This is a genomic window from Glycomyces buryatensis, assembly GCF_004912275.1.
In the GTDB taxonomy this organism is placed as follows: domain Bacteria; phylum Actinomycetota; class Actinomycetes; order Mycobacteriales; family Micromonosporaceae; genus Glycomyces; species Glycomyces buryatensis.
Window position 1 is genome coordinate 129,984 of sequence record NZ_STGY01000001.1, and the last position, 18,286, is coordinate 148,269.

17 protein-coding genes are annotated in these 18,286 nt (G+C 67.4%); 8 read left to right on the plus strand and 9 right to left on the minus strand.

Annotation, left to right across the window (positions count from 1 at the left end; genetic code table 11):
* Window positions 1-363 precede the first annotated feature (363 nt).
* The 3 genes from FAB82_RS00595 to FAB82_RS00605 all read right to left on the minus strand — a co-directional run bounded on the left by FAB82_RS00595 (window position 364) and on the right by FAB82_RS00605 (window position 3,220).
* The gene (locus FAB82_RS00595; RefSeq protein WP_136532587.1) at window positions 364-1,890 is read right to left on the minus strand and encodes a hypothetical protein; all 1,527 of its coding nucleotides are present in this window, start codon (window positions 1,888-1,890) and stop codon (window positions 364-366) included.
* Window positions 1,891-2,114: 224 nt separating this feature from the next.
* The gene (locus FAB82_RS00600; RefSeq protein ID WP_136532588.1) at window positions 2,115-2,360 is read right to left on the minus strand and encodes a DUF397 domain-containing protein; all 246 of its coding nucleotides are present in this window, start codon (window positions 2,358-2,360) and stop codon (window positions 2,115-2,117) included.
* Window positions 2,357-3,220, minus strand: a complete 864-nt coding sequence (locus FAB82_RS00605; RefSeq protein ID WP_136532589.1) for a helix-turn-helix domain-containing protein — start codon at window positions 3,218-3,220, stop codon at window positions 2,357-2,359. The genes FAB82_RS00600 and FAB82_RS00605 overlap by 4 nt, the downstream gene beginning before the upstream one ends.
* 234 nt (window positions 3,221-3,454) lie before the next feature.
* Between FAB82_RS00605 and FAB82_RS00610 the strand changes: the two genes are divergently transcribed.
* Complete coding sequence (locus tag FAB82_RS00610; protein WP_136532590.1) at window positions 3,455-3,817, plus strand: hypothetical protein; 363 nt, start codon at window positions 3,455-3,457, stop codon at window positions 3,815-3,817.
* Window positions 3,818-3,963: 146 nt separating this feature from the next.
* Here the strand turns inward: FAB82_RS00610 and dnaG are convergent, their stop codons facing one another.
* Window positions 3,964-5,826: a DNA primase gene (gene dnaG, locus FAB82_RS00615; protein WP_136532591.1), complete on the minus strand. Its 1,863-nt coding sequence runs from the start codon at window positions 5,824-5,826 to the stop codon at window positions 3,964-3,966.
* Between the two features lie 356 nt (window positions 5,827-6,182).
* Between dnaG and FAB82_RS00620 the strand changes: the two genes are divergently transcribed.
* Both FAB82_RS00620 and dusB read left to right on the plus strand, forming a co-directional pair.
* Window positions 6,183-9,032, plus strand: a complete 2,850-nt coding sequence (locus tag FAB82_RS00620) for a hypothetical protein (protein ID WP_136532592.1) — start codon at window positions 6,183-6,185, stop codon at window positions 9,030-9,032.
* 245 nt (window positions 9,033-9,277) lie between these two features.
* Entirely contained in the window at window positions 9,278-10,441 is a 1,164-nt protein-coding gene (dusB, locus tag FAB82_RS00625; RefSeq protein ID WP_136532593.1) for a tRNA dihydrouridine synthase DusB, read from the plus strand.
* Between the two features lie 78 nt (window positions 10,442-10,519).
* On the opposite strand, the gene FAB82_RS00630 is transcribed toward dusB, so the two are convergent.
* Both FAB82_RS00630 and FAB82_RS00635 read right to left on the minus strand, forming a co-directional pair.
* Window positions 10,520-10,780, minus strand: coding sequence for a type B 50S ribosomal protein L31 (locus FAB82_RS00630; protein WP_136532594.1), 261 nt, complete (start codon window positions 10,778-10,780; stop codon window positions 10,520-10,522).
* A 10-nt stretch (window positions 10,781-10,790) separates the two neighbouring features.
* Window positions 10,791-12,044 carry a CobW family GTP-binding protein gene (locus FAB82_RS00635; RefSeq protein WP_136532595.1) on the minus strand — a complete coding sequence of 418 codons (1,254 nt, stop codon included), beginning with the start codon at window positions 12,042-12,044 and terminating at the stop codon, window positions 10,791-10,793.
* Window positions 12,045-12,106: 62 nt separating this feature from the next.
* On the opposite strand from FAB82_RS00635, the gene rpmB reads away from it, so the two are divergent.
* From rpmB to FAB82_RS00655, 4 genes are all read left to right on the plus strand, one after another.
* The gene (gene rpmB, locus FAB82_RS00640; protein ID WP_136532596.1) at window positions 12,107-12,343 is read left to right on the plus strand and encodes a 50S ribosomal protein L28; all 237 of its coding nucleotides are present in this window, start codon (window positions 12,107-12,109) and stop codon (window positions 12,341-12,343) included.
* On the plus strand, window positions 12,343-12,513 hold the full coding sequence (gene rpmG / locus FAB82_RS00645) for a 50S ribosomal protein L33 (RefSeq protein WP_136532597.1): 171 nt from the start codon (window positions 12,343-12,345) through the stop codon (window positions 12,511-12,513). Before rpmB ends, rpmG begins: the two co-directional genes overlap by 1 nt.
* Window positions 12,514-12,558: 45 nt before the next feature.
* Window positions 12,559-12,864: a 30S ribosomal protein S14 gene (gene rpsN / locus FAB82_RS00650; RefSeq protein WP_136532598.1), complete on the plus strand. Its 306-nt coding sequence runs from the start codon at window positions 12,559-12,561 to the stop codon at window positions 12,862-12,864.
* A 196-nt stretch (window positions 12,865-13,060) separates the two neighbouring features.
* Window positions 13,061-13,267 (plus strand): hypothetical protein, encoded by a 207-nt coding sequence (locus FAB82_RS00655; RefSeq protein WP_136532599.1) that lies wholly within the window; start codon window positions 13,061-13,063, stop codon window positions 13,265-13,267.
* On the opposite strand, the gene FAB82_RS00660 is transcribed toward FAB82_RS00655, so the two are convergent.
* Window positions 13,250-14,455: an RNA-guided endonuclease InsQ/TnpB family protein gene (locus FAB82_RS00660; protein WP_211116276.1), complete on the minus strand. Its 1,206-nt coding sequence runs from the start codon at window positions 14,453-14,455 to the stop codon at window positions 13,250-13,252. The two genes, FAB82_RS00655 and FAB82_RS00660, sit on opposite strands and share 18 nt — an antisense overlap.
* Window positions 14,456-14,714: 259 nt before the next feature.
* Complete coding sequence (locus FAB82_RS00665) at window positions 14,715-15,830, minus strand: hypothetical protein (RefSeq protein WP_136532600.1); 1,116 nt, start codon at window positions 15,828-15,830, stop codon at window positions 14,715-14,717.
* A 49-nt stretch (window positions 15,831-15,879) separates the two neighbouring features.
* Here FAB82_RS00665 and FAB82_RS00670 point away from each other — a divergent pair, with 49 nt between their 5' ends.
* A complete protein-coding gene (locus FAB82_RS00670; RefSeq protein WP_136532601.1) occupies window positions 15,880-16,782 on the plus strand; it encodes a hypothetical protein in 903 nt (300 codons plus the stop codon).
* A gap of 9 nt (window positions 16,783-16,791) precedes the next feature.
* Here the strand turns inward: FAB82_RS00670 and FAB82_RS00675 are convergent, their stop codons facing one another.
* Window positions 16,792-18,168: a glycine--tRNA ligase gene (locus tag FAB82_RS00675; protein WP_136532602.1), complete on the minus strand. Its 1,377-nt coding sequence runs from the start codon at window positions 18,166-18,168 to the stop codon at window positions 16,792-16,794.
* Between the last annotated feature and the right edge of the window lie 118 nt (window positions 18,169-18,286).

Below are 18,286 nucleotides of genomic sequence, written 5' to 3' on the forward strand. Positions count from 1 at the left end.
GGATCCACTTACGACAAAGAGACGCCGGTCACATTCTCCCGGTGAAGTCGTTGCAGCACAACACCTCTCACCATCACCTGCACCGCGTCCCTCCGCGCACCTTCGCACGTGGGCGCCCCACCACCCCCGGCAGCCGGACACGTTGGACCCGCCCCTTCCCACCGCTGCCGTCGTCGATGCCTTTGGCGCACAGCGACCATCACCAGACACCGGCCCCGCCGACGCACCGGTCCCCAATGCAGGCCTCCCCAAGCGCCACAACACCACCCGCAAATCCGGCAGTGAACCGCCACCCGCGCGGGCGCCCTAAACGAAAGACATTGCCCCCAGTGCCGACCGTCACCAGGAATATGCGGCCAAGGCTCAGGCGACCAGCTCCGGCGCATACCGGGCCGCGATCTCGGCGGGCGACAACTCGGCTAGGCCCGCGAACTCCGCGGCTTTGGCCCGGCCGCTGGTGGACGCGGGAAACTTGGCGGTGCGCTCCCCGACCCGGACGGTCTCGCCTTCCATGACGACACCGGCCGGCGGAGTGGCCGCACCGAGCCTCGGCATCCGCTGCTCTGAGCGCCACAAGGAACCGATGTCCATGGCCAGGTAGCGGATTGCGTCGACCAGGTCAGTGAAGACGCCTTCCGGGCGTCGCGGTCCGCCACGGGAGGTCGATTCGACGGCGAACCCGTCGGCGCCGATGACGCTGAGATACTTCTGGACCTCCAAATCGCCGATGCACAGCAAGTCATTGGTGCTGAGCGACCAGGTGCGGTGACCTGCCGCCTCGGCGAAAGCTCGTAGGTCGAAACCACCTGAGTAGATCGTCACGCGGTCGATGGCGGCCCGGGTGGCAGCGGCTGCACGATGTACGTACTCTTCGCCCCGGGCCTCGCCGTGGATGCCCCGCCAAGCCCCGCCGACATAGGTCAAATCGTTCTTCTGCCCCGGGCAACCGATCTGAATGCGGTGGTCCTCGACCATCTCGCCCACCTCGTCCGCCAGCGCGCGGATCAGCTCGACAGCCACCTGAAACGTGTCACCGATATAGACCGGCCGAGCCTCTGACGCGGTCGACACCACGTAGGTGTCTGGCCCGCCGTCGCCTGGTGCATCGCGTGTCGCAAGCAGTCCTATCGGGCCGACGGGGGTTCGGATCGACACCCCGGTCGGCTCGGCATTGATCGGCCAGCCCAACCCCATCAGCGCCTCGGCGAGCAGACGAACCTTGTCTCGGCCCCCTGCCAGCGAGAAGTCGCCTTCAACCGGATTGGGGTAAGGGTCCCACAACCGGAAGTACGGTCTGCTCAGGCGTTCGCCGTGGACTATCCGGGGTCGCAGCCACTTGTCCACGGCCACAGAGCTGGTCAACTCCGATCCGACCACTGTGGGGAGATGTGCCGACGTGGGGGCAGTTCTGGGGGTGAATTTTCCGGGCGAGTGGATCTTGACCGGTGGTCCGTCCAACGCGAAGGTCACCACGGCAGTGATATGCGCAAGGAGCTCATCGCGGCCGGTCGGCAGTTGTCCGATCGGCCCGGTATTCGCGGTCCCGTCAAGGGCGTCGCCGATCTCCTCCAAGATGACGAGCTCCGACGCGAGTCCGGGAACCGCGAGAGTGCCGATGGGCTGCAACAGGACGCCCGGCAGCAGCACGATCTCGCGCTCGTTCGGATGCGCCGACATCCGTGATACCAGGCGGCCGGTCCGGGTGAGGATCGCGGCCAGATGATCCGCGGTGAAGTTCTCACTGGCCACCCTCGGATCCTGCGAAGTCGGCAACACCTTCGGGACGCGGAAAACGGCGGCCGGTGGTTCCCCGGTAATGCCTCGGAACGTCAGGCCCGGGCGCTTGGGCATCTGAGCCAGGACAGCGATTGGTTTGCCCGCTGCGCTCACGCCGTGCTCCTTCGGTTCGGCGGACCGGAGCGGCGATAGCCGCCTGATGTTGAAGGGGCCCGGTTCGTGGGTGCTCTCCTGGTAGGAGCGAGTCCGCTTTCCGCCCCCCTGACAAAGACTCACTGAGGCGGGTTGTCTCACTCCGGTGGCAGATCTGCCACGCCCCTGCCATCGTCACTGAGAATCTGTGGCGGGGTTTGAGAACCTACACAGTGCTTCCTGCTTCACTCCGTGAAGTCGAACTCGCCGTCCCTGGCTCCGGCCAGGAAGGCGTCCCACTCGGCGCGGGTGTAGACGATCACGGAGCCTTCGGGGTGATGGGAGTGGCGCACCGCGACCCGCCCGGAGCCGTCGGCAATCGGCCCGGCCTCAACGCACTGGCCGTTGTCACTCTGGCTGCGGCTGCTCTTCCTCCAGCGAATCCCGGCCAGCTCCTGGTTCGAGAGCTCCTGCTCAGTGCCGGTCTTCATTCTTCACCCTCCAAATACCGCTTGACCAGCGCGTTCGACTCCTCAGGAGACAACGCACTCTCAACCAGATCTTTCCACACCTCCCGGATATGACTCACGGTTGGCTCCTCGATGTAGAGCGAGCCACCCACAGTCTCGACATGGGCGACGTCTGGATACGGGTCCGGCATCTCATAGAGCTGGAAGCTGCCTCGAAGTGCAGCGTGAGGTCCGACAGCGGTCGGAATCACCTGAACCTCGATGTTCTCCAGTTCGCCCAGCTCTGCCAAAAGCCGCAGCTGAGCCTGCATTTCCTCCCTGCGGCCCACCGGGCGCACCAAAGCCGACTCTTCGAGCACGATCGCGAACCGAGTCGGGTCATCCTTGTGAAGCACGTGCTGCCGCTCGATGCGGAGATCGATCCACTTGGCGATCTGCACCTCACGAGTGCGTTCCCCAGCGCCATAACGAATCAGGGTATCGGCGTACTCGCGGGTCTGGAGCAAACCATGCACGATGATGTGCTGGTAGACGCAAATTCGCTCAGCACGAGATTCGAGCCAGGGGATGTCGACGAAGTCCTGCCCGAAGTCATCGGTGTGCGGGTCCCACCAGTCCTTGCGCCAGACCTCGTCGCAAAGCTGAAGCAACCCGTTGCGCTCCAGCTCGCTGGATACCCCGTAGAAGTCGAGGAGATCGATGACATCGTTCCGGCGGAAGGGGATCTCACCGGACTCGTATCGGCCAAGCATGCTGTTGTTCCGCTGAATGTGGTCAGCGGCTTCCTGCTGGGGGATGCGAAGACCCTTGCGGATGCGTCGCATCCGCTCACCAAGCCATTGAGACCTCAAGCTGGGGCCGGGACCTGTAACACGCGTCATGAGACAACTCCTCACGCGATTGAGTGAAAATTCTCGAAGAAACTCGAATGCAAACTTGTATTCCGGTGACAATCATGCCACCATATCAATCAGGTGTGAGAGGTCCATCACGGGATTCCGGGGAGGGAGTTCTTGCGGGCGGACATTTCACGCCCTTCATTGAAGCCGACCGGGGCGGGACCCGATTTCGTAGGTCCAGTCCCGCCCCGGTCTTAGACAGCGGAGGTAAAAACCGTGTCTGCACCCATTGTCATCGATCCGACCGACACTGCCAAACTCGATTCCAGCGACGAGCCGCAGTCGTTCACCATCCGCTGCGCCGAATGCGGCGATGACCTCGGCACTCACCTGTCGCACTGCCCCGGCGTCATCGCCGCGGGCTACGACTCCCCCGGCCTCGGGGCGTTCTCCAGCACCGTCTACCCCACCGTTGGGGGCAACTTCTGCAAGCACAACAGCGCCGTCACCGCGCTCCGCTTCTACCTGATGTTCGGCCCCGTCGAACTTCACTTCGCGGACGGCCGCGTCCTCACCATGGATGACCTTCCAAACGGCCTCTTCGACTCCGCCGCATCCGAGAACGAACCGCTCGAATGAGGTTCCAACGTAATGGAAGAGGGGCGGGACGCGAAGCGTCCCGCCCCTCTTCCATTACGCCTTAAAGCAGTTCGCCTCCGGCCGATCAGCCATCAACCGCGGACTGGTCGAAGGTCCGGGTCCAGCCAACTGGGGCTGCCACTGGATCAGCCGTCGCCCGCGGACTGGTCCCTCAGTGACCTGGCATGCTGCTCCAGGCCCATGAGCTTCCCGAACAGCGACATGTACTCGTCCTTGTCCGTCGTCGGATTGATGCGCTGCAACCGCCGCTTCAAATCCGCCAGCTCCTCCTCGACCACCGGTCGCTGAATCCGCGCCAGGATCGGCCGCACGTACAGCCCATCCGGTTCCCCCTGAATGAGCAGCGGCTCCACCGCCAGCTCGTTCACCATGGCCTGCGCCGCGATCTCCCCGCAGGCACTGCCGACCGCGGCAATCCAGTTCGGACCTGCCGCGGCCTGCGCCGCTCCCCCGGCCGCGTCGATCGCCTCGCGCACCGCCCGGTAGTTCGGATCGGTATACGGCACTGAGTCGACCGCATCGAAGTACGGCCCCGCGACCTGCGGATGCTGCAATGCGACCTTCAGCAGCTCGCGCTGCGCCCGCAGCTGCGTCGAATCCGCATCCCGCGGACGCCGCGGCCTCGCGGCCTCGGCGGGCGCCTGCTGACCCGCGGCGGCCCCCGCCACCGCGCGGCGCAGCTCCGCCTTCTCCTTACCGAGCCGCCCGGCGTAGTCGCCGATGTACTCCTCGACCAGGCCGCGGTCCTTCACGCGTGCCAGCAGCGGCGCGATCGCGCGGATCGCATGCAGGCGGCCCTCCGCGGTGTCCAGGTCGTGCTTGGCGATCTCGCGGTCGAGCGCGAACTGCACCAGCGGCGTGTGCCGCTCGATCAGTTCGCGAACCGCCGCGTCGCCCGCGCTCTGGCGCAGCTCGCACGGGTCCTGGCCGCCGGGAGTGACCGCGATATACGTCTGGGAGACGAACCGCTGCTCCTCATCGAAGGCCTTGAGGGCGGCGCGCTGGCCGGCTTCGTCGCCGTCGAAGGTGAAGATGATGCGCCCATCGGCCGACTCGGAGTCGAACAGGAACCGCCGCAGCACCCGGATGTGCTCCGAGCCGAAGGCGGTGCCGCAGGTCGCGACCGCGACCGGGACGCCGGCGAGATGGCAGGCCATGACGTCCGTGTAACCCTCCACGATCACCACCCGCCCGCTCTTGGCGATCTCCCTACGCGCCAGGTCGATCCCGTACAGGACCTGCGACTTCTTGTACAGCGGGGTCTCTGGGGTGTTGAGGTATTTGGGCCCCTGGTCATCCTCGAAGAGCTTGCGGGCGCCGAAGCCGATCGTCGCGCCCGAAGAGTCGCGGATGGGCCACACCAGACGGCGGCGGAAGCGGTCGATGAGGCTGCCGGAGCGCGAAGGCTTGGACAGACCCGCATTGGTCAGCTCCTCGGCGCTGAATCCTTTGGAGCGCAAGTGCTTCGACAGCGCATCCCAGGAGTCGGGGGCGTAACCGCAACCGAAGGTCGCGGCGGCGTCGCGGTCGAAGCCGCGCCCGGTGAGGAACTGGCGGGCGATCTGCGCCTCGGGTTTGAGCAGCCCACTTGTGTAGAACTCGGCGGCCGCGGCGTGGGCGTCGAGCAGGCGCTGCTTGAGTCCCGGCTGCGCGGACGGGCCGCGCTGGACCCGGCCGTCGATGTCCTCATAGGTCAGTTTGATCCCGGCGCGGACGGCCAGGCGTTCGATGGCCTCGACGAAGCTGAGTCCGTCGATCTCGGTGAGGAAGGTGATGGCGTCGCCGCCGACCCCGCAGCCGAAGCAGTGGTAGACGCCGCGCGCCGGGGTGACGTTGAAGCTCGGGGAGCGTTCGTCATGGAACGGGCAGAGCCCCTTGAGGTTGCCACCACCGGCATTGCGCAGCGTGACGCGCTCGCCGATCACGTCGGCGATATCCACCCGCTCCCGCACCAGCTGAATATCGGCATCCCGGATCCGCCCCGCCACTGCTCACCTCATTCCCATGTCCCGACCATTCTGCCTGCCGCGTCCGACAAGAACCCAGCCGCTGCCGGGTACTTGTGAGCACCAACTTGTGAGCACAGGCTTGGGAGCACCGCCTTGTGAACACAGGATGGCGAACACCGGACCGCGACCCCAGTGCGAGCCCCGAAACCCCGGGCCGCCGGACGGCGGCGGGAGCGTCGCCGCGGTGGCGGGATTCACTAGAGACCAATGGCCGCAAGGGAGCGCCAGGTCGAAGGCTCGCGCAGGTAGACGTCCAGCTGTACCATGTTCCTCAGTCGAGTCTTTCCCGACCACGCCTCACGGTTGTGCTCGCCAATCAGCTAGAGTCGCCTATCATGCCGGACCCAACGCCCGAGCAGCCGCCTTCCTGGCCTCCGGCCAGTGAGCCGACGGCCACACCCACCAATCCGCCCCGCATCACCACCCGCGGGGTGGGGCATGTGCCGCCCCCTCCGCAGGAGGACGCGCAGCCACCAGAGGGAGTGCCGCCGCAGGCCGATCCCTACCAGCAGGCGCCACCGGCGTCCGCCGGTTACGGCGACCCCGGTGCGGGCTCCGGCATCGCCGACGCCTTCGGAAAGCGCCGCGCCGAACCCGAAGTCCCACGTCAGTCCGATTGGGGCGGTTCGGATCTCGGTGCGAGCTTCCCGCCTCGCAGCACCGAGCCCGAGGCCCCGCAGCCGACCGGCTGGGGAGCCGAACCCGAGCCCCCGCGTCAGAGCGAATGGCTCACCGAGCCCCCGGTCAAGTCCGAGTGGGCCGACTCCGACTTGGGCGGACCCGTCTCCTATCCCGCCGGTCCCCCGACCGCCGAGACCCAGCGCCCGGACTTCTCCGACCAGTGGCCTCCGCGGGAGAACTCCGAGTGGATCAGCCAGCAGTCCGCGCAGGCCGACTCCGGCTGGGGCATCTCCAATGGCGGCGCCGCCTGGCGCGACTCCGGAGTGCCCGCCGATCTGGAGCCCGAGCGCCCGGCCGACCAGTCGTACTCCCCGGACCCGAACGCGGTCCCCTATGGATCCGACCCGCAGGCGTACGGCAATCCGCAACCCGACGCGTACGGAGCTCCGCAAGCTGACGGCTTCGGGGCACCCCCGGCGGACGCCTACGGTGCGCCGCAGGCAGATGCCTTCGGGGCACCGCAGCCCGACGCCTTCGCGCCCGAGACCGGCCAGGGCGGGGCCTTCGGCTCCCAGCCGTACCAGCCCGAGCCCGCACGGAACGAGGGCTTCGGCCACGAGGGCTTCCAAGCCGAAGCGCCGCAGGCGAACCCCTACGCTCCCGAGCAGCAGCCCTACCAGGGCGGAATGTCGCAGGACGAGCAGTACTTCGCCGACCTTCGCGCCCCGGGGGCCGCTCAGAGCGACCCGTACCAGCGCGAGGAGCAGCCCTTCGGGGGAGCCGACGCGTACGCGCCGGAGCACCAGCCTCCCGCGCCCGAGTCCGCCTACCCGTCGGCCCCGGGCGTTCCCGAGCAGCGCCAGGCCGATACGGCCCCGCCGCATGAGGCCGCCCCGGCCGAACCCGCACCGCCGCAACCGGAGGAGCGCCGCACCGTCACCGCTCCGCCGACCCACCGCGGCGTCCGCTATGCCATCTACGGCATCGGCGGGCTCATCACACTCGGCCTGATCATCGGCATCGTCCTCATGCTCGGCTCCGGGGCACCGCCCGACGAGCCCGGCGACCAGGGCGGCGACGGCGACTCGGGCGGCGCGAACCCCGGCGCCGGAGACGAACTCACCCCCGAGCGCTACACCGAACTCGCCGGGTCCGTCGGCACCGCCGAATGGTTCGAATGGCGCTACGGCACCGCCGGCGAGAACGGCGCCTCCGAGGAGCTCGCGCAGGCCGGTGGCGACGCGATCGCCTCCGAACCGCTGCTCGGCGACACCGACCGCAGCATCCAGGGCCAGCTCGCCTACGCGAGCGACGACGCCGATCTCTCCGGCGTCGACCACGTCACCACCGTCGAGGCGACCGACAGCCAGCTGGGCCTGACCCCGCGGGCCGGCGGCCGGTTCTCCGAAGAGGGCCACCCCGAGCTCGAACTGCAGGACGGCTCGACCGCCGACTGCATCGCCGAGCTCGGCACCGACCTCGGCAAGCCCGTGGCGCTCGCGCGCCCCGAGCAGAGCGCGGAGGTCAACGCCCACTCGGTGATCGCGTTCTCCAGCGGCATCATCGCCACCACCGGCATCAGCGGCGCCCAGGGCGGCACCTGTCTGCAACTGCCGGACGGCCACGTCCCCACGGATGTCGCGCTCACCGACGGCAATGAACTCGCGCTCGTGACGACCTGGCAGCCCGAGTCGCAGACCGGTTCGCTGGTCGTCGTCGCGCTGTCCGACCAGGCCGGCAAGTACCAGTCCAGCTGGTCCGAGCCGTACGCGGGCCTTCCGAACACCGGCGCCTTCGGCGCGGCCGAGACCGTCGGGGTCGTGGAACTGCCGTTCACCGCGCCGACCTCGGTCGACGCGTGGTCGAACTCGTCGGGCTCGCTCTCCTTGAGCCGCGCCACGATCGAGGACGGTGCGCACGCCGACACCGTCGCGACCTCCGGCTACGCGCTGGTCGGCTCGCTCGCCGAAGGGCAGGTCACCCGCATCGACCTGGCCTCGACGCTCGCGGGCCTGGCGGCGCAGCACTACGAGGGCGCCGAGTTCGCCTTCGACGCCGCGGCCGGCGACCCGGTGGACCTCGAAGGCGGCATCGCCGACGTGGCCGCCACCGAGGACGTGCTGGCCGTCGCCACCGGCGACGGCGTGGTCCACGAGCTCGATTCCGAACTGGCCGAGCAGTCCGCCACCGAGGTCGGGGCCAACCCGACCTGCCTGGTGGTCGGCGCGCAGAGCGGCGAGTTCATCGCCACCAGCCGCGGCGACGCGAAGGTGAGCTGGGTGTCGGGCGGCGAGGTCACGCGGGAGCTGGCCGACCAGCGCCTGACCGACCCGCTGTGCGCGTCCGAGACGCCCGCGCTCGAGGCGAAGGGCTACTCGGGCTCGGCGACGATGCTGCTGGTCGCCGACTTCGGCGGCCAGGCGCTCCACTCGTACCTGGTCGGCGCGGGCCAGACGGCCGGCGGCGCCGGAATCGGCGAGGACGGCGCGATCAGCTACGCGGGGGCTTACGAAGTTGAGGGCAATCCGTTCGGCACCTCGGTGACGGTCGACCTGCCGCAATAGCGAACGCACCAACGGCTGCGGTCCCCGGCGATATCGCCGGGGACCGCAGCCGTTTCGGCTCGACGGGTCGCGGCGATGAATTGCGGCGGGCCGGCGATGTCGGACCCTCCCGGCACCATTGATAGTGGGGGGGACCCCATGGGTCCGATTTGAAGGCAAGCGCCGGGAATGCCCGGCCCGCCCGCTCTCGTCCACCCTCGTCACACTCGTTTGGCCGCGCGCGGCGCTGCTGGAATAATCGACCGGTGACCACTCAGCTCTCGCTCGCGGGCAAGCCCGTCGACCCGCCCGTGGTGCTGGCCCCGATGGCCGGCATCACCAACCTCCCGTTCCGCAAACTCTGCCGCGAGCAGGGCGCGGGCATATACGTGTGCGAGATGATCACCACCGTCGCGCTCCTCGAGCGCAACCCGAAGACCATGCGGCTCATCGAGTTCGACCCCGACGAGGAGACCCGCAGCCTCCAGCTCTACGGCGTCGACCCGGTCGCCATGCGCCGCGCCGTCGACATGGTCGTCAGCGAGAACCTGGCCGACCACATCGATCTCAATTTCGGCTGCCCCGTCCCCAAGGTCACCCGTCGCGGCGGCGGCTCGGCGCTGCCGTGGAAGCGCGAGCTGTTCCGCCAGATCGTGACCGCCGCCGTCACCGCGGCCGCCCCGGCCGGCATCCCCGTCACCGTCAAGATGCGCAAGGGCATCGACGACGATCACCTGACCTACCTCGACGCGGGCAGGATCGCCGAGGACGCGGGCGTCGCCTGGGTCGCCCTCCACGGCCGCACCGCTTCCGAGCGTTACTCCGGCACCGCCGACTGGGAGGCCATCGCCTCCCTCAAGGCCGCCCTCGACATCCCCGTGCTCGGCAATGGCGACGTCTGGGAGGCCGACGACGCGCTGCGCCTGGTCGATGAGACCGGCTGCGACGGGGTGGTCGTCGGGCGCGGCTGCCTGGGCCGGCCGTGGCTGTTCGGCGACCTGGAGGCCGCCTTCAACGGCCGCGCCGAGCGGCGCCTGCCGAGCCTCGGCGAGGTCGCGTCCGTCATGGCCCGGCACGCCAGACTCCTGGTCGAGTGGATCGGTTCGGCCGAGTCCTACGAGGCCCGCCGGAACATCTCCGCCGAGGAGCACGGCTGCAAGGAGTTCCGCAAGCACATCGCCTGGTATCTCAAGGGGTTCCCGGTGGGCGGCGAGCTGCGCCGCTCGCTCGCGATGACCTCCAGCCTCGCCGAACTCGACGACCTGCTCGGCAAGCTCGACGCCGACGCGCCCTTCCCCGAGTCCACGATCGGCAAGCCGCGCGGGCGCACCAATAGCCCCGCGAAAGTCACCCTCCCCGAGGGCTGGCTGGACGACCGCGACGACTGCACCGTCCCCGAGGGCGCCGAACTCGAGACGTCCGGCGGCTGAGCCGCACACGGAGAAGGGACCCCCTGGTGCCTGGAGGTCCCCTCGGCTAGCGGCTCGGCGCGGTTCGCGCGTCGGGCTCTAGTCCTGCTGCTTCGGCGCTTTGCCGTACTTCTTGTAGAACTTGGCGACTCGGCCTTCGTCGTCCAGGGTGCGGCTCTTGCCGGTCCAGAACGGGTGGGACGCCGCGGAGATCTGGACGTCGATCACCGGGTAGGTGTTGCCGTCCTCCCACTCCACGGTCTCCTTCGAGGAGGCTGTAGAGCGGGTCAGGAAGGAGTAGTCGGCGCCTCGATCGCGGAATACGACATAGCCGTAGTCCGGGTGAATGCCCTGCTTCATCTCTGGTTCCTCACTGCTGGTCTTTCGATTCGAAACAACCCGCGAACGGGTCCTGGTATTCCCGCCACGCCTCTCGGCCGGCGGCCAATTCGGTGTCCGTCAGCAGGCAGGCATTGAGCACCTGGGTCAGCTCGTCCGGATCGAAGTGCAGCCCGACGAACGCCAATTGCACGTCGCGGTCGCCGAAATCGGTGTCCCAATGCAGATCGGCATTGACGCGCCGCTCCGGGCTCGACTCCGCCCAGTCGGCGTCGGGGGTGGCGGCGAGCCAGGGCCCCAGCTCCCCCATCGAAACGCCTCCGCCGCTCGACTCCCACGCTACGGCCTGATCGGGCTGACTCGCGAGCCACAGGTGACCGCGGCCACGCAGCGTCTGCCCGGTCAGGGTCGGCAGCGCGGCATGGAAACGTTCGGGGTGGAGCGGCCGCCGGGACTTGAAGACCGTCGCGACGACACCGCAGTCCGCCTCGGGCTCATGGCATCCGACCGCATAACCCTCCAGCCCGCGTCCGTACAGGTCCGGCCCCTCGGGGTCGAAGCCGCCGGTGCGGCGCAGCCGGGAGGACACCCAGGCCGGCTCCGCGAGGTCGACGACGAGGTGACGGGCCCACGGGTTGAGCCGCTGGAGCAGGACCGACAGGCGGGCGTGCTCGAAGTCGGGATCGTCGTCGGGAGCCCAGAGCACGACGGTGTCGGCGTACTCGATCTGGCGGGCGACGACATCCGCGACCGAGCGCGAGTCGTCGTCGGCGGCGTGGAGCGCGCGATCGGCCAGGTCATCGGCCGAATCGAGCGAGGCCGGAACGATCTGGGGATCACACACGGCCACCACCGAGTCGAGCCGCAGCACCTCGGCGACCGGCTCGCCGTCGACGTGGCTCCAGGAGCACACCGAGGCGACGGATTCCGGTTCCAGCGCGGGCGGCAGGACCAGGACCAGGTCGCGTCCGGGATTGGCGCGGGCGAGGCGCACCAGGGTGGGGATGACGTCCTCGCGGAGCGTGCAGGAAAGGCAACCGTGGTCGAGCGTGAGGTGCTCGTCCTCGACCACGCCGGAGCCGTCTTCCACGATGCGGTGGACGCGGCCGCCGGTGAGCAGGTCGGTGAGGTCGTGGGTGACGACGAACAGCGTCGGGTCGGCCCGCATGAGCAGGTCCGCGGTCGCGCGGGTGGCCTTCGGTGAGAAGCCGGTCAGGAGCGTCAGCGCCGGGCGCAGGTCGGCGACGTTCTCGGTGCCGGCTCCCGGTTGGGCGAGCTGGGACATGGGACCTCCGATCTATTGAAAACGATTGTCATTATAGTATTCACGATCGGAAGGAGAACGACATGTCCAGACAATGCGATGTGACCGGCGCCGGACCCGGCTTCGGCAACAACGTTCCCTGGTCCAAGCACAAGACCAAGCGCAGGTGGAACGTCAACCTGCAGCACAAGCGCTACTTCCTGCCCAGCGAGGGCAGGCACGTGAACTTGCGGGTGTCGACCAAGGGGATCAAGATCATCGACCGCGACGGGATCGAAGCGGTCGTCGCGCGGATGCGCTCACAGGGAAGGAAGGTCTGATGGCGAGCAAGAGCACCGACATCCGGCCCGTGATCAAGCTGCGATCCACGGCCGGCACCGGATACACGTACGTGACCAGGAAGAACCGCCGCAACGACCCCGATCGGATGGTCCTGCGCAAGTACGACCCGGTGGTGCGCAAGCACGTTGAGTTTCGCGAGGAACGCTAGTGACGAGCGGAACCGAGAAGCACTGTAGAGAGGAGCGGTAGGCCCATGGCAAAGAAAAGCGCGATCGCCAGGCAGCGCCGACGCGAAGTACTGGTGGACCGGTACCGGGAGCGGCGGACCGAGCTCAAGCGGATCATCTCCCACCCTGACACCGACCCGGACGCCCGCGCCGAGGCCGTGCGGAGCCTCCAGCGGCTCCCCCGCGACTCCTCCCCCTCGCGGCTGCGCACTCGCGACGCCGTCGACGGGCGCCCCAGGGCCGTCTATCGCAAATTCGGACTGTCGCGTGTCCGACTCAGGGAGATGGCGCATCGGGGTGAATTGCCCGGAGTGCGCAAAGCTTCCTGGTGAAATACTCTGCCATTTCGGACAATTGTTGGTCATACGAAGGGCTTGGAGCGGCGGTCGTGGCACGAATCGGGCATGCGACCGTCGCAAAGAGCGGTTACCCTGGGCAAAGCGAGTGCGCTGTGAGACCGCTCTCAAACCCGAAACCATGTGAGCGGCTGCTGCGTTTAGCTCGTAGAACGAAGGAGCAATGACACCAATGGCCCAGCAATTGGAGACCGCCTCTCTCGAGGCTGGTGAACCGACCCGGCCCGTCGAGACGGCGGCAGTTCCTGCCAGCCCCGCCTCCTTGTGGACCTCGGAGAGCAAGGTCCACTACTCCATCACCCACACCGGCGAATTCGACCCCGCCTCCGTGATCGACTGCGACTGCGTCATCCACGGCGAGTCAACTACTACCGGTTGAGGCCGGTAGTTTGTCGCTCGTGCCCGCCGCTGGCTGCGGCGTATCGGCGACATTAGGCGTATTGACAAAAGCCCAAGTCATACGTGCGCGATCCCTGACATTGACCGCGGCTACCTGGTCGGCGGCAGCAGCGAGTCCGCAGCCGACACAGGCAAAAACATCTCGAGTAGGTCTATTGGCTTTCTCGGTGTGCCCGCATAGAGGGCACCGCCGCGAAGTGTTTCGGGCGTCGATCACCACGACCGGTACCCCGGCACGTTTCGCCTTGTAAGCGATGAATGCCTGGAGCTGGTAGAAAGACCACGAGTTGAGCTCGCCTTGCTGGGCGGCTGTGAGCCGTACCCGATCGCGGATCCCCTTGAGCTCTTCGAGCCCGATCCCACGACCGGTGCGTTCAGCCTTTGCAACAAGCTGCTTCGCGATCCGATGATTGTTGTCCTTGACCGCCCGTGCCTCCCGGCGTGAACGAGCCTTGAGCTTCCGCTTCGCCGACTTAGTGGCTTTCGCCTGCAGCTCGGCTCGGACCTTCGCCATCCGTCTGCGATAGCGCCGCAGGCCCTCGCCTTCGTAGTTGTCGCCATCGGAGGTGGCTGCGATGTTGACGATGCCCATATCGACGCCGATGAAGTCGCCCGGGTTTGTGTTCGGTGCAGCATCTGCGACCTCGGCGGTCGCCATTAGGTACCAGCTCCCATCGCGAAAGACCAGGTCCGATTCGCCCCGTCGGTGCTCCTCCAGCAGCTTCAGCTGGTCGATGTGGCCGGTGAAGGCGATGCCGCGCATCCGGCCCGCCACGGTCCAGATCGACACCGTCCGAGCGTCGTACTGCCACGACAGACACCGGTCATCGAAGGCCTGCGCCGCCTCGGCTCGGAAGGCAACCGGCTTCGCGGTGGCCTTCGCAGCGCGTTTCCCTTGTAGCCGCCCGGTCTTGATAAGTCCGGCGATCGTGGCGTAGGCGTGGCAGGTTTTCTTGATGACCAACTGCGCGATCTGGGAGCCGAGCCCACGAGCCTTCAACTCGGCGTATGTATGCTGCCGCAGCGCGTACTCACGCGGCACCCCATGAACAAAAGCGACGCCCGAGGTCCAGTTCGCGGCCACATTCACCGCCGATAGGGTCGCCGCCAACGCCGCCGCCTGAACCGGCGTCGGCACCAGCTTCACCTGCACGACCTGCTTACCCACGCGCTCAATGCTAAAGACCGGGTACGACACGAACGCCCTTCCACAACCCGAACGGTTAATATGAACACCGTCACCCACCACTCTCGGTCCCGCGGAATGGGACCCCGAGCGGCCAATCGTTCAAATACCTCCAAACTCTGAAACACTCGGGCTCCTCCACGAAACCAGCTGAATTCCCGCCACAACCACAAGGGCCATTCGGAGACACCGCTCGGTAATCCCGACTGCGATGCCCCTCTTCAATGGCGCCGTGACTCGGTCAGCTCGCCTCGACCATCGCATTGCAAGTCCGGTCGACGCCCTCGCCCGTTTCCAGCGTCACGCCGCCCTCGAAGTCGAAGGCCGCATACAGGTGCTCCACCCAGATGGAGCAGCCCAGCACCGCTCGCCGCGTCGAGCCGTCCTCTTCGGTGACGTCCACCGCCACGCTCGCCCGCCCCGGTTCCACCGTCACCAGCTGGAATCCCCGGTCCTCCTCGTACCAGGCGTTGAGCACGAACGTCGGATAGGCGACGACCTCCCATTCCGCGCCCGGCGCCACCGCGACCTCGCGCTGGTCGTCCTGCGGCAGATTGAACGGGCAGCCCTCCAGCTCCGGCTCCACCGCACATCCGGCCAGGCGATCGTGGACGAGCGACTCCACCTCGGCCAGGCCCGACTCGGTGGCTCTGACCTCCACCCACGGCAGGAAGTCCGAGGTGTACTCCTCGCCGAGCTGGCGGAACTTTCCACCCAGCGCCAGCGCAGACCGCGTTTCGACCTTCAAGGTATCGGGCACGGTCTCGTACAGCGTGTACAGGCCCGGGAGCAGGCGCATCTTCAGCTCTCCACCGGACTTCACCGAGACGCCATTGAGCTCCAGGTGCCCGACCGTGGGGTAGTAGTCGGCTTCGATGAACGGGTTGGCGATCCGGGCCCGTTCGCCCCTGATCTGGACCGAGTAGCGGTGCCCCAGCTTGGTGCCGTCGTCCGCCTCGATCTCGGCGTACACCTGAGCCACGGTGCCCGTCTCGTCGCTTCGATATTCGACCTGGTCGATGGTGTTGATGTGCCAGCGCGAGTCGAGCGCCTCGGGGACGAGGAAGTCGCCTTGGGCGTCGGGTTCGTCGGTCAGCGCCAGGGCGCCTTCGACGTCGCCGTCGTGGACGGCCTCGAGGAAGGCCCTGACGGTGGCCGCGGCCAGGGGTTCGTCGGAGTATCGAATCGTGGCGATGACGGCGGCGGTGAGGGTGATGATGGTGGCCGCGATGGCCAAGGCGGAGTTGGGGATTCGGATGCGTCGGGCCGAGGTGGTGGATTCGGGGACGGCCTCGGCGCCGGCGTCGAGGTCGATCGCGAATTCCGGTCCCGGTTCGGACGATGGCGGATCTGACACCGTGACTCCTGTGGATCAGACTGCTACCGTTGGGAACTCCAGTCTAGTCGTGTTCAACAAGGAACTCATGCCCCCGATTCGTCGCGTCGCCGCCGGCGTGCGGGCGCTGCCGCGCCTCGCATTGCAGTGGCACCACATTGCTGAGATGTGGCCGCGGCTGCCATTCGTTGTCGCAGTGGTGGTTTCGCTGGTGTTGCTGGGGGCCGCGGTGGGGCCGGGTTCGGATCTCGACGAACGTGTGTCTCCTGTGGACGAGATTGACATGTCCGATGAGAGCGTGCGGCACACCAACTCGTATTCGGAGACCCCGGGTGAACTGGAGATCGCGGAGGTCGGGTTCGGGACGGTGACCGACTCCGACGGCGGGACGCACGTGAGTGTCGGTGCGGTGCTTCGGAATCCGAACGACAAGGAATTGCTTCCCGGGGTCTTGACGGTGAACGGGCCGGGCGAGGACGGTGCGACGGTCAAGCTTGGGGAACTCTATTTGGACTATATTCCGGCCGGGTCCGAGATGCCGGTGGGCGCGGTCCTGGAGGGGAGCGCCGCCGGCGTCGACCTCGATGAGCTCCAGCTGGTTGCGGAGCAGTCGTTCCTGGTGGATCACGGCGGGGCGGACGTCGGCTACGAATGGCCGGGGCCGCCCGAGATCGAGGTGGTGGGGGTCGAGCCGCTGTTCGTTCCGGAGGGATCCCGGGTGGAATTCCGGGTGACGATGCCGGCGGACGATGAACCCATGGTGGACGTCCGGGTCGGGGTGATCTTCCGCGACGCGCAGGGTCGGATCGTGGGTGGAATGCCGGCGGTGGGCGACCCGTTCTCGCCCTCGGATTGGCTGAGCAACTACTTGTTGGTGCCGTCGGGGACGTCGACGCAGTTCTTGGAGCTGCCCGCGGGGCTCGTACCGGACGGGGCCGACCTCGATCGGATCGAGATCGGCCCCTACAAGTGAGTACTGCCTCTACAGGCGCTCGATGAGGTAGCCCTCGACCTGGTCGAGGGAGACGCGTTCCTGCTTCATCGTGTCGCGGTCGCGGATGGTCACGGCCTGGTCTTCGAGGGTGTCGAAGTCGACGGTGATGCAGTACGGCGTGCCGATCTCGTCGGCGCGGCGGTAACGGCGGCCGATGGCGCCGGCGTCGTCGAAGTCGACGTTCCAGTGGCGGCGCAGGCGGGCGGCGAGGTCCTTGGCCTTCGGCGAGAGCTGCTCGTTGCGGCTCAGGGGAAGCACCGCGGCCTTGACCGGCGCCAGGCGCGGGTCGAAGCGCAGGACGGTGCGCTTGTCGACGCCGCCCTTGGTGTTCGGGGCCTCGTCAACGTCGTAGGCCTCCATCAGGAACGCCAGGACCGAGCGGGTCAGGCCCGCCGCGGGCTCGATGACGTACGGGGTCCAGCGCTCGCCCTTGGCCTGGTCGAAGTAGGACAGGTCGGCGCCGGAGTGGGAGGCGTGGGTCGACAGGTCGAAGTCGGTGCGGTTCGCGATGCCTTCGAGCTCGCCGAACTCGCTGCCGCCGAACTGGAAGCGGTATTCGATGTCGACGGTGCGCTTGGAGTAGTGGCTGAGCTTGTCCTTGGGGTGCTCGTAGCGCCGCAGGTTCTCCTCGGACAGGCCCAGGTCGACGTACCAGTTCCAGCGCTGCTGGAGCCAGTACTCGTGCCATTCCTCATCGGTGCCCGGCTCGACGAAGAACTCCATCTCCATCTGCTCGAACTCACGGGTGCGGAAGATGAAGTTCCCGGGGGTGATCTCGTTGCGGAAGCTCTTGCCGGTCTGGGCGATGCCGAACGGCGGCTTCTTGCGCGCGGAGGTCATGACGTTGGTGAAGTTGACGAAGATGCCCTGCGCGGTCTCGGGGCGCAGGAAGTGCTCGTTCTCGCTCTCCTCGGTCGCGCCGAGGTAGGTCTTCATGAGGCCGTTGAACATGCGCGGCTCCGTGAAGGAGCCGCGGGCACCACAGTTGGGGCAGGCGAGGTCGGACAGGCCGCCCTCGGGCTCGCGGCCGTCGTGCTTCTCCTGGTAGGCCTCGATGAGGTGGTCGGCGCGGTAGCGCTTGTGGCAGGACTGGCACTCGGTCAAGGGGTCGGTGAACTCCTTGATGTGCCCGCTGGCCTCCCACACCTGGGGGTTAAGGACCACTGCCGAGTCGAGTCCGACGACATCGTCCCGCTCGCGCACCATCGCGTTCCACCACTCGCGGCGGATGTTCTCCTTGAGCTCCACACCGAGCGGTCCGTAGTCCCAAGCCGAGCGGGTTCCCCCATAGATCTCCGAGCTGGGGAAGACAAAGCCGCGGCGTTTGCTCAGGCTGATAAGCGCGTCGGTACGGTCTTGGGACACGATGATTCCTCTCGATCCGGCTGGCGGTCGGTGAGACTGCGAGTGAGTTCTCAGAACAGATTGTTCGACGAATGGCCGCCGGTCGAACCGGTTTCGCGGCGCGTCAGAAGTCGCCGCG

Bases quoted from the DNA above. Each gene is read 5' to 3' on its own strand.
- FAB82_RS00600 (WP_136532588.1), bottom strand. From the start codon at position 2,360: ATGAAGACCGGCACTGAGCAGGAGCTCTCGAACCAGGAGCTGGCCGGG.
- FAB82_RS00605 (WP_136532589.1), bottom strand. From the start codon at position 3,220: ATGACGCGTGTTACAGGTCCCGGCCCCAGCTTGAGGTCTCAATGGCTT.
- FAB82_RS00620 (WP_136532592.1), top strand. From the start codon at position 6,183: ATGCCGGACCCAACGCCCGAGCAGCCGCCTTCCTGGCCTCCGGCCAGT.
- FAB82_RS00630 (WP_136532594.1), bottom strand. From the start codon at position 10,780: ATGAAGCAGGGCATTCACCCGGACTACGGCTATGTCGTATTCCGCGAT.
- FAB82_RS00635 (WP_136532595.1), bottom strand. From the start codon at position 12,044: ATGTCCCAGCTCGCCCAACCGGGAGCCGGCACCGAGAACGTCGCCGAC.
- rpmB (WP_136532596.1), top strand. From the start codon at position 12,107: ATGTCCAGACAATGCGATGTGACCGGCGCCGGACCCGGCTTCGGCAAC.
- rpmG (WP_136532597.1), top strand. From the start codon at position 12,343: ATGGCGAGCAAGAGCACCGACATCCGGCCCGTGATCAAGCTGCGATCC.
- rpsN (WP_136532598.1), top strand. From the start codon at position 12,559: ATGGCAAAGAAAAGCGCGATCGCCAGGCAGCGCCGACGCGAAGTACTG.
- FAB82_RS00655 (WP_136532599.1), top strand. From the start codon at position 13,061: ATGGCCCAGCAATTGGAGACCGCCTCTCTCGAGGCTGGTGAACCGACC.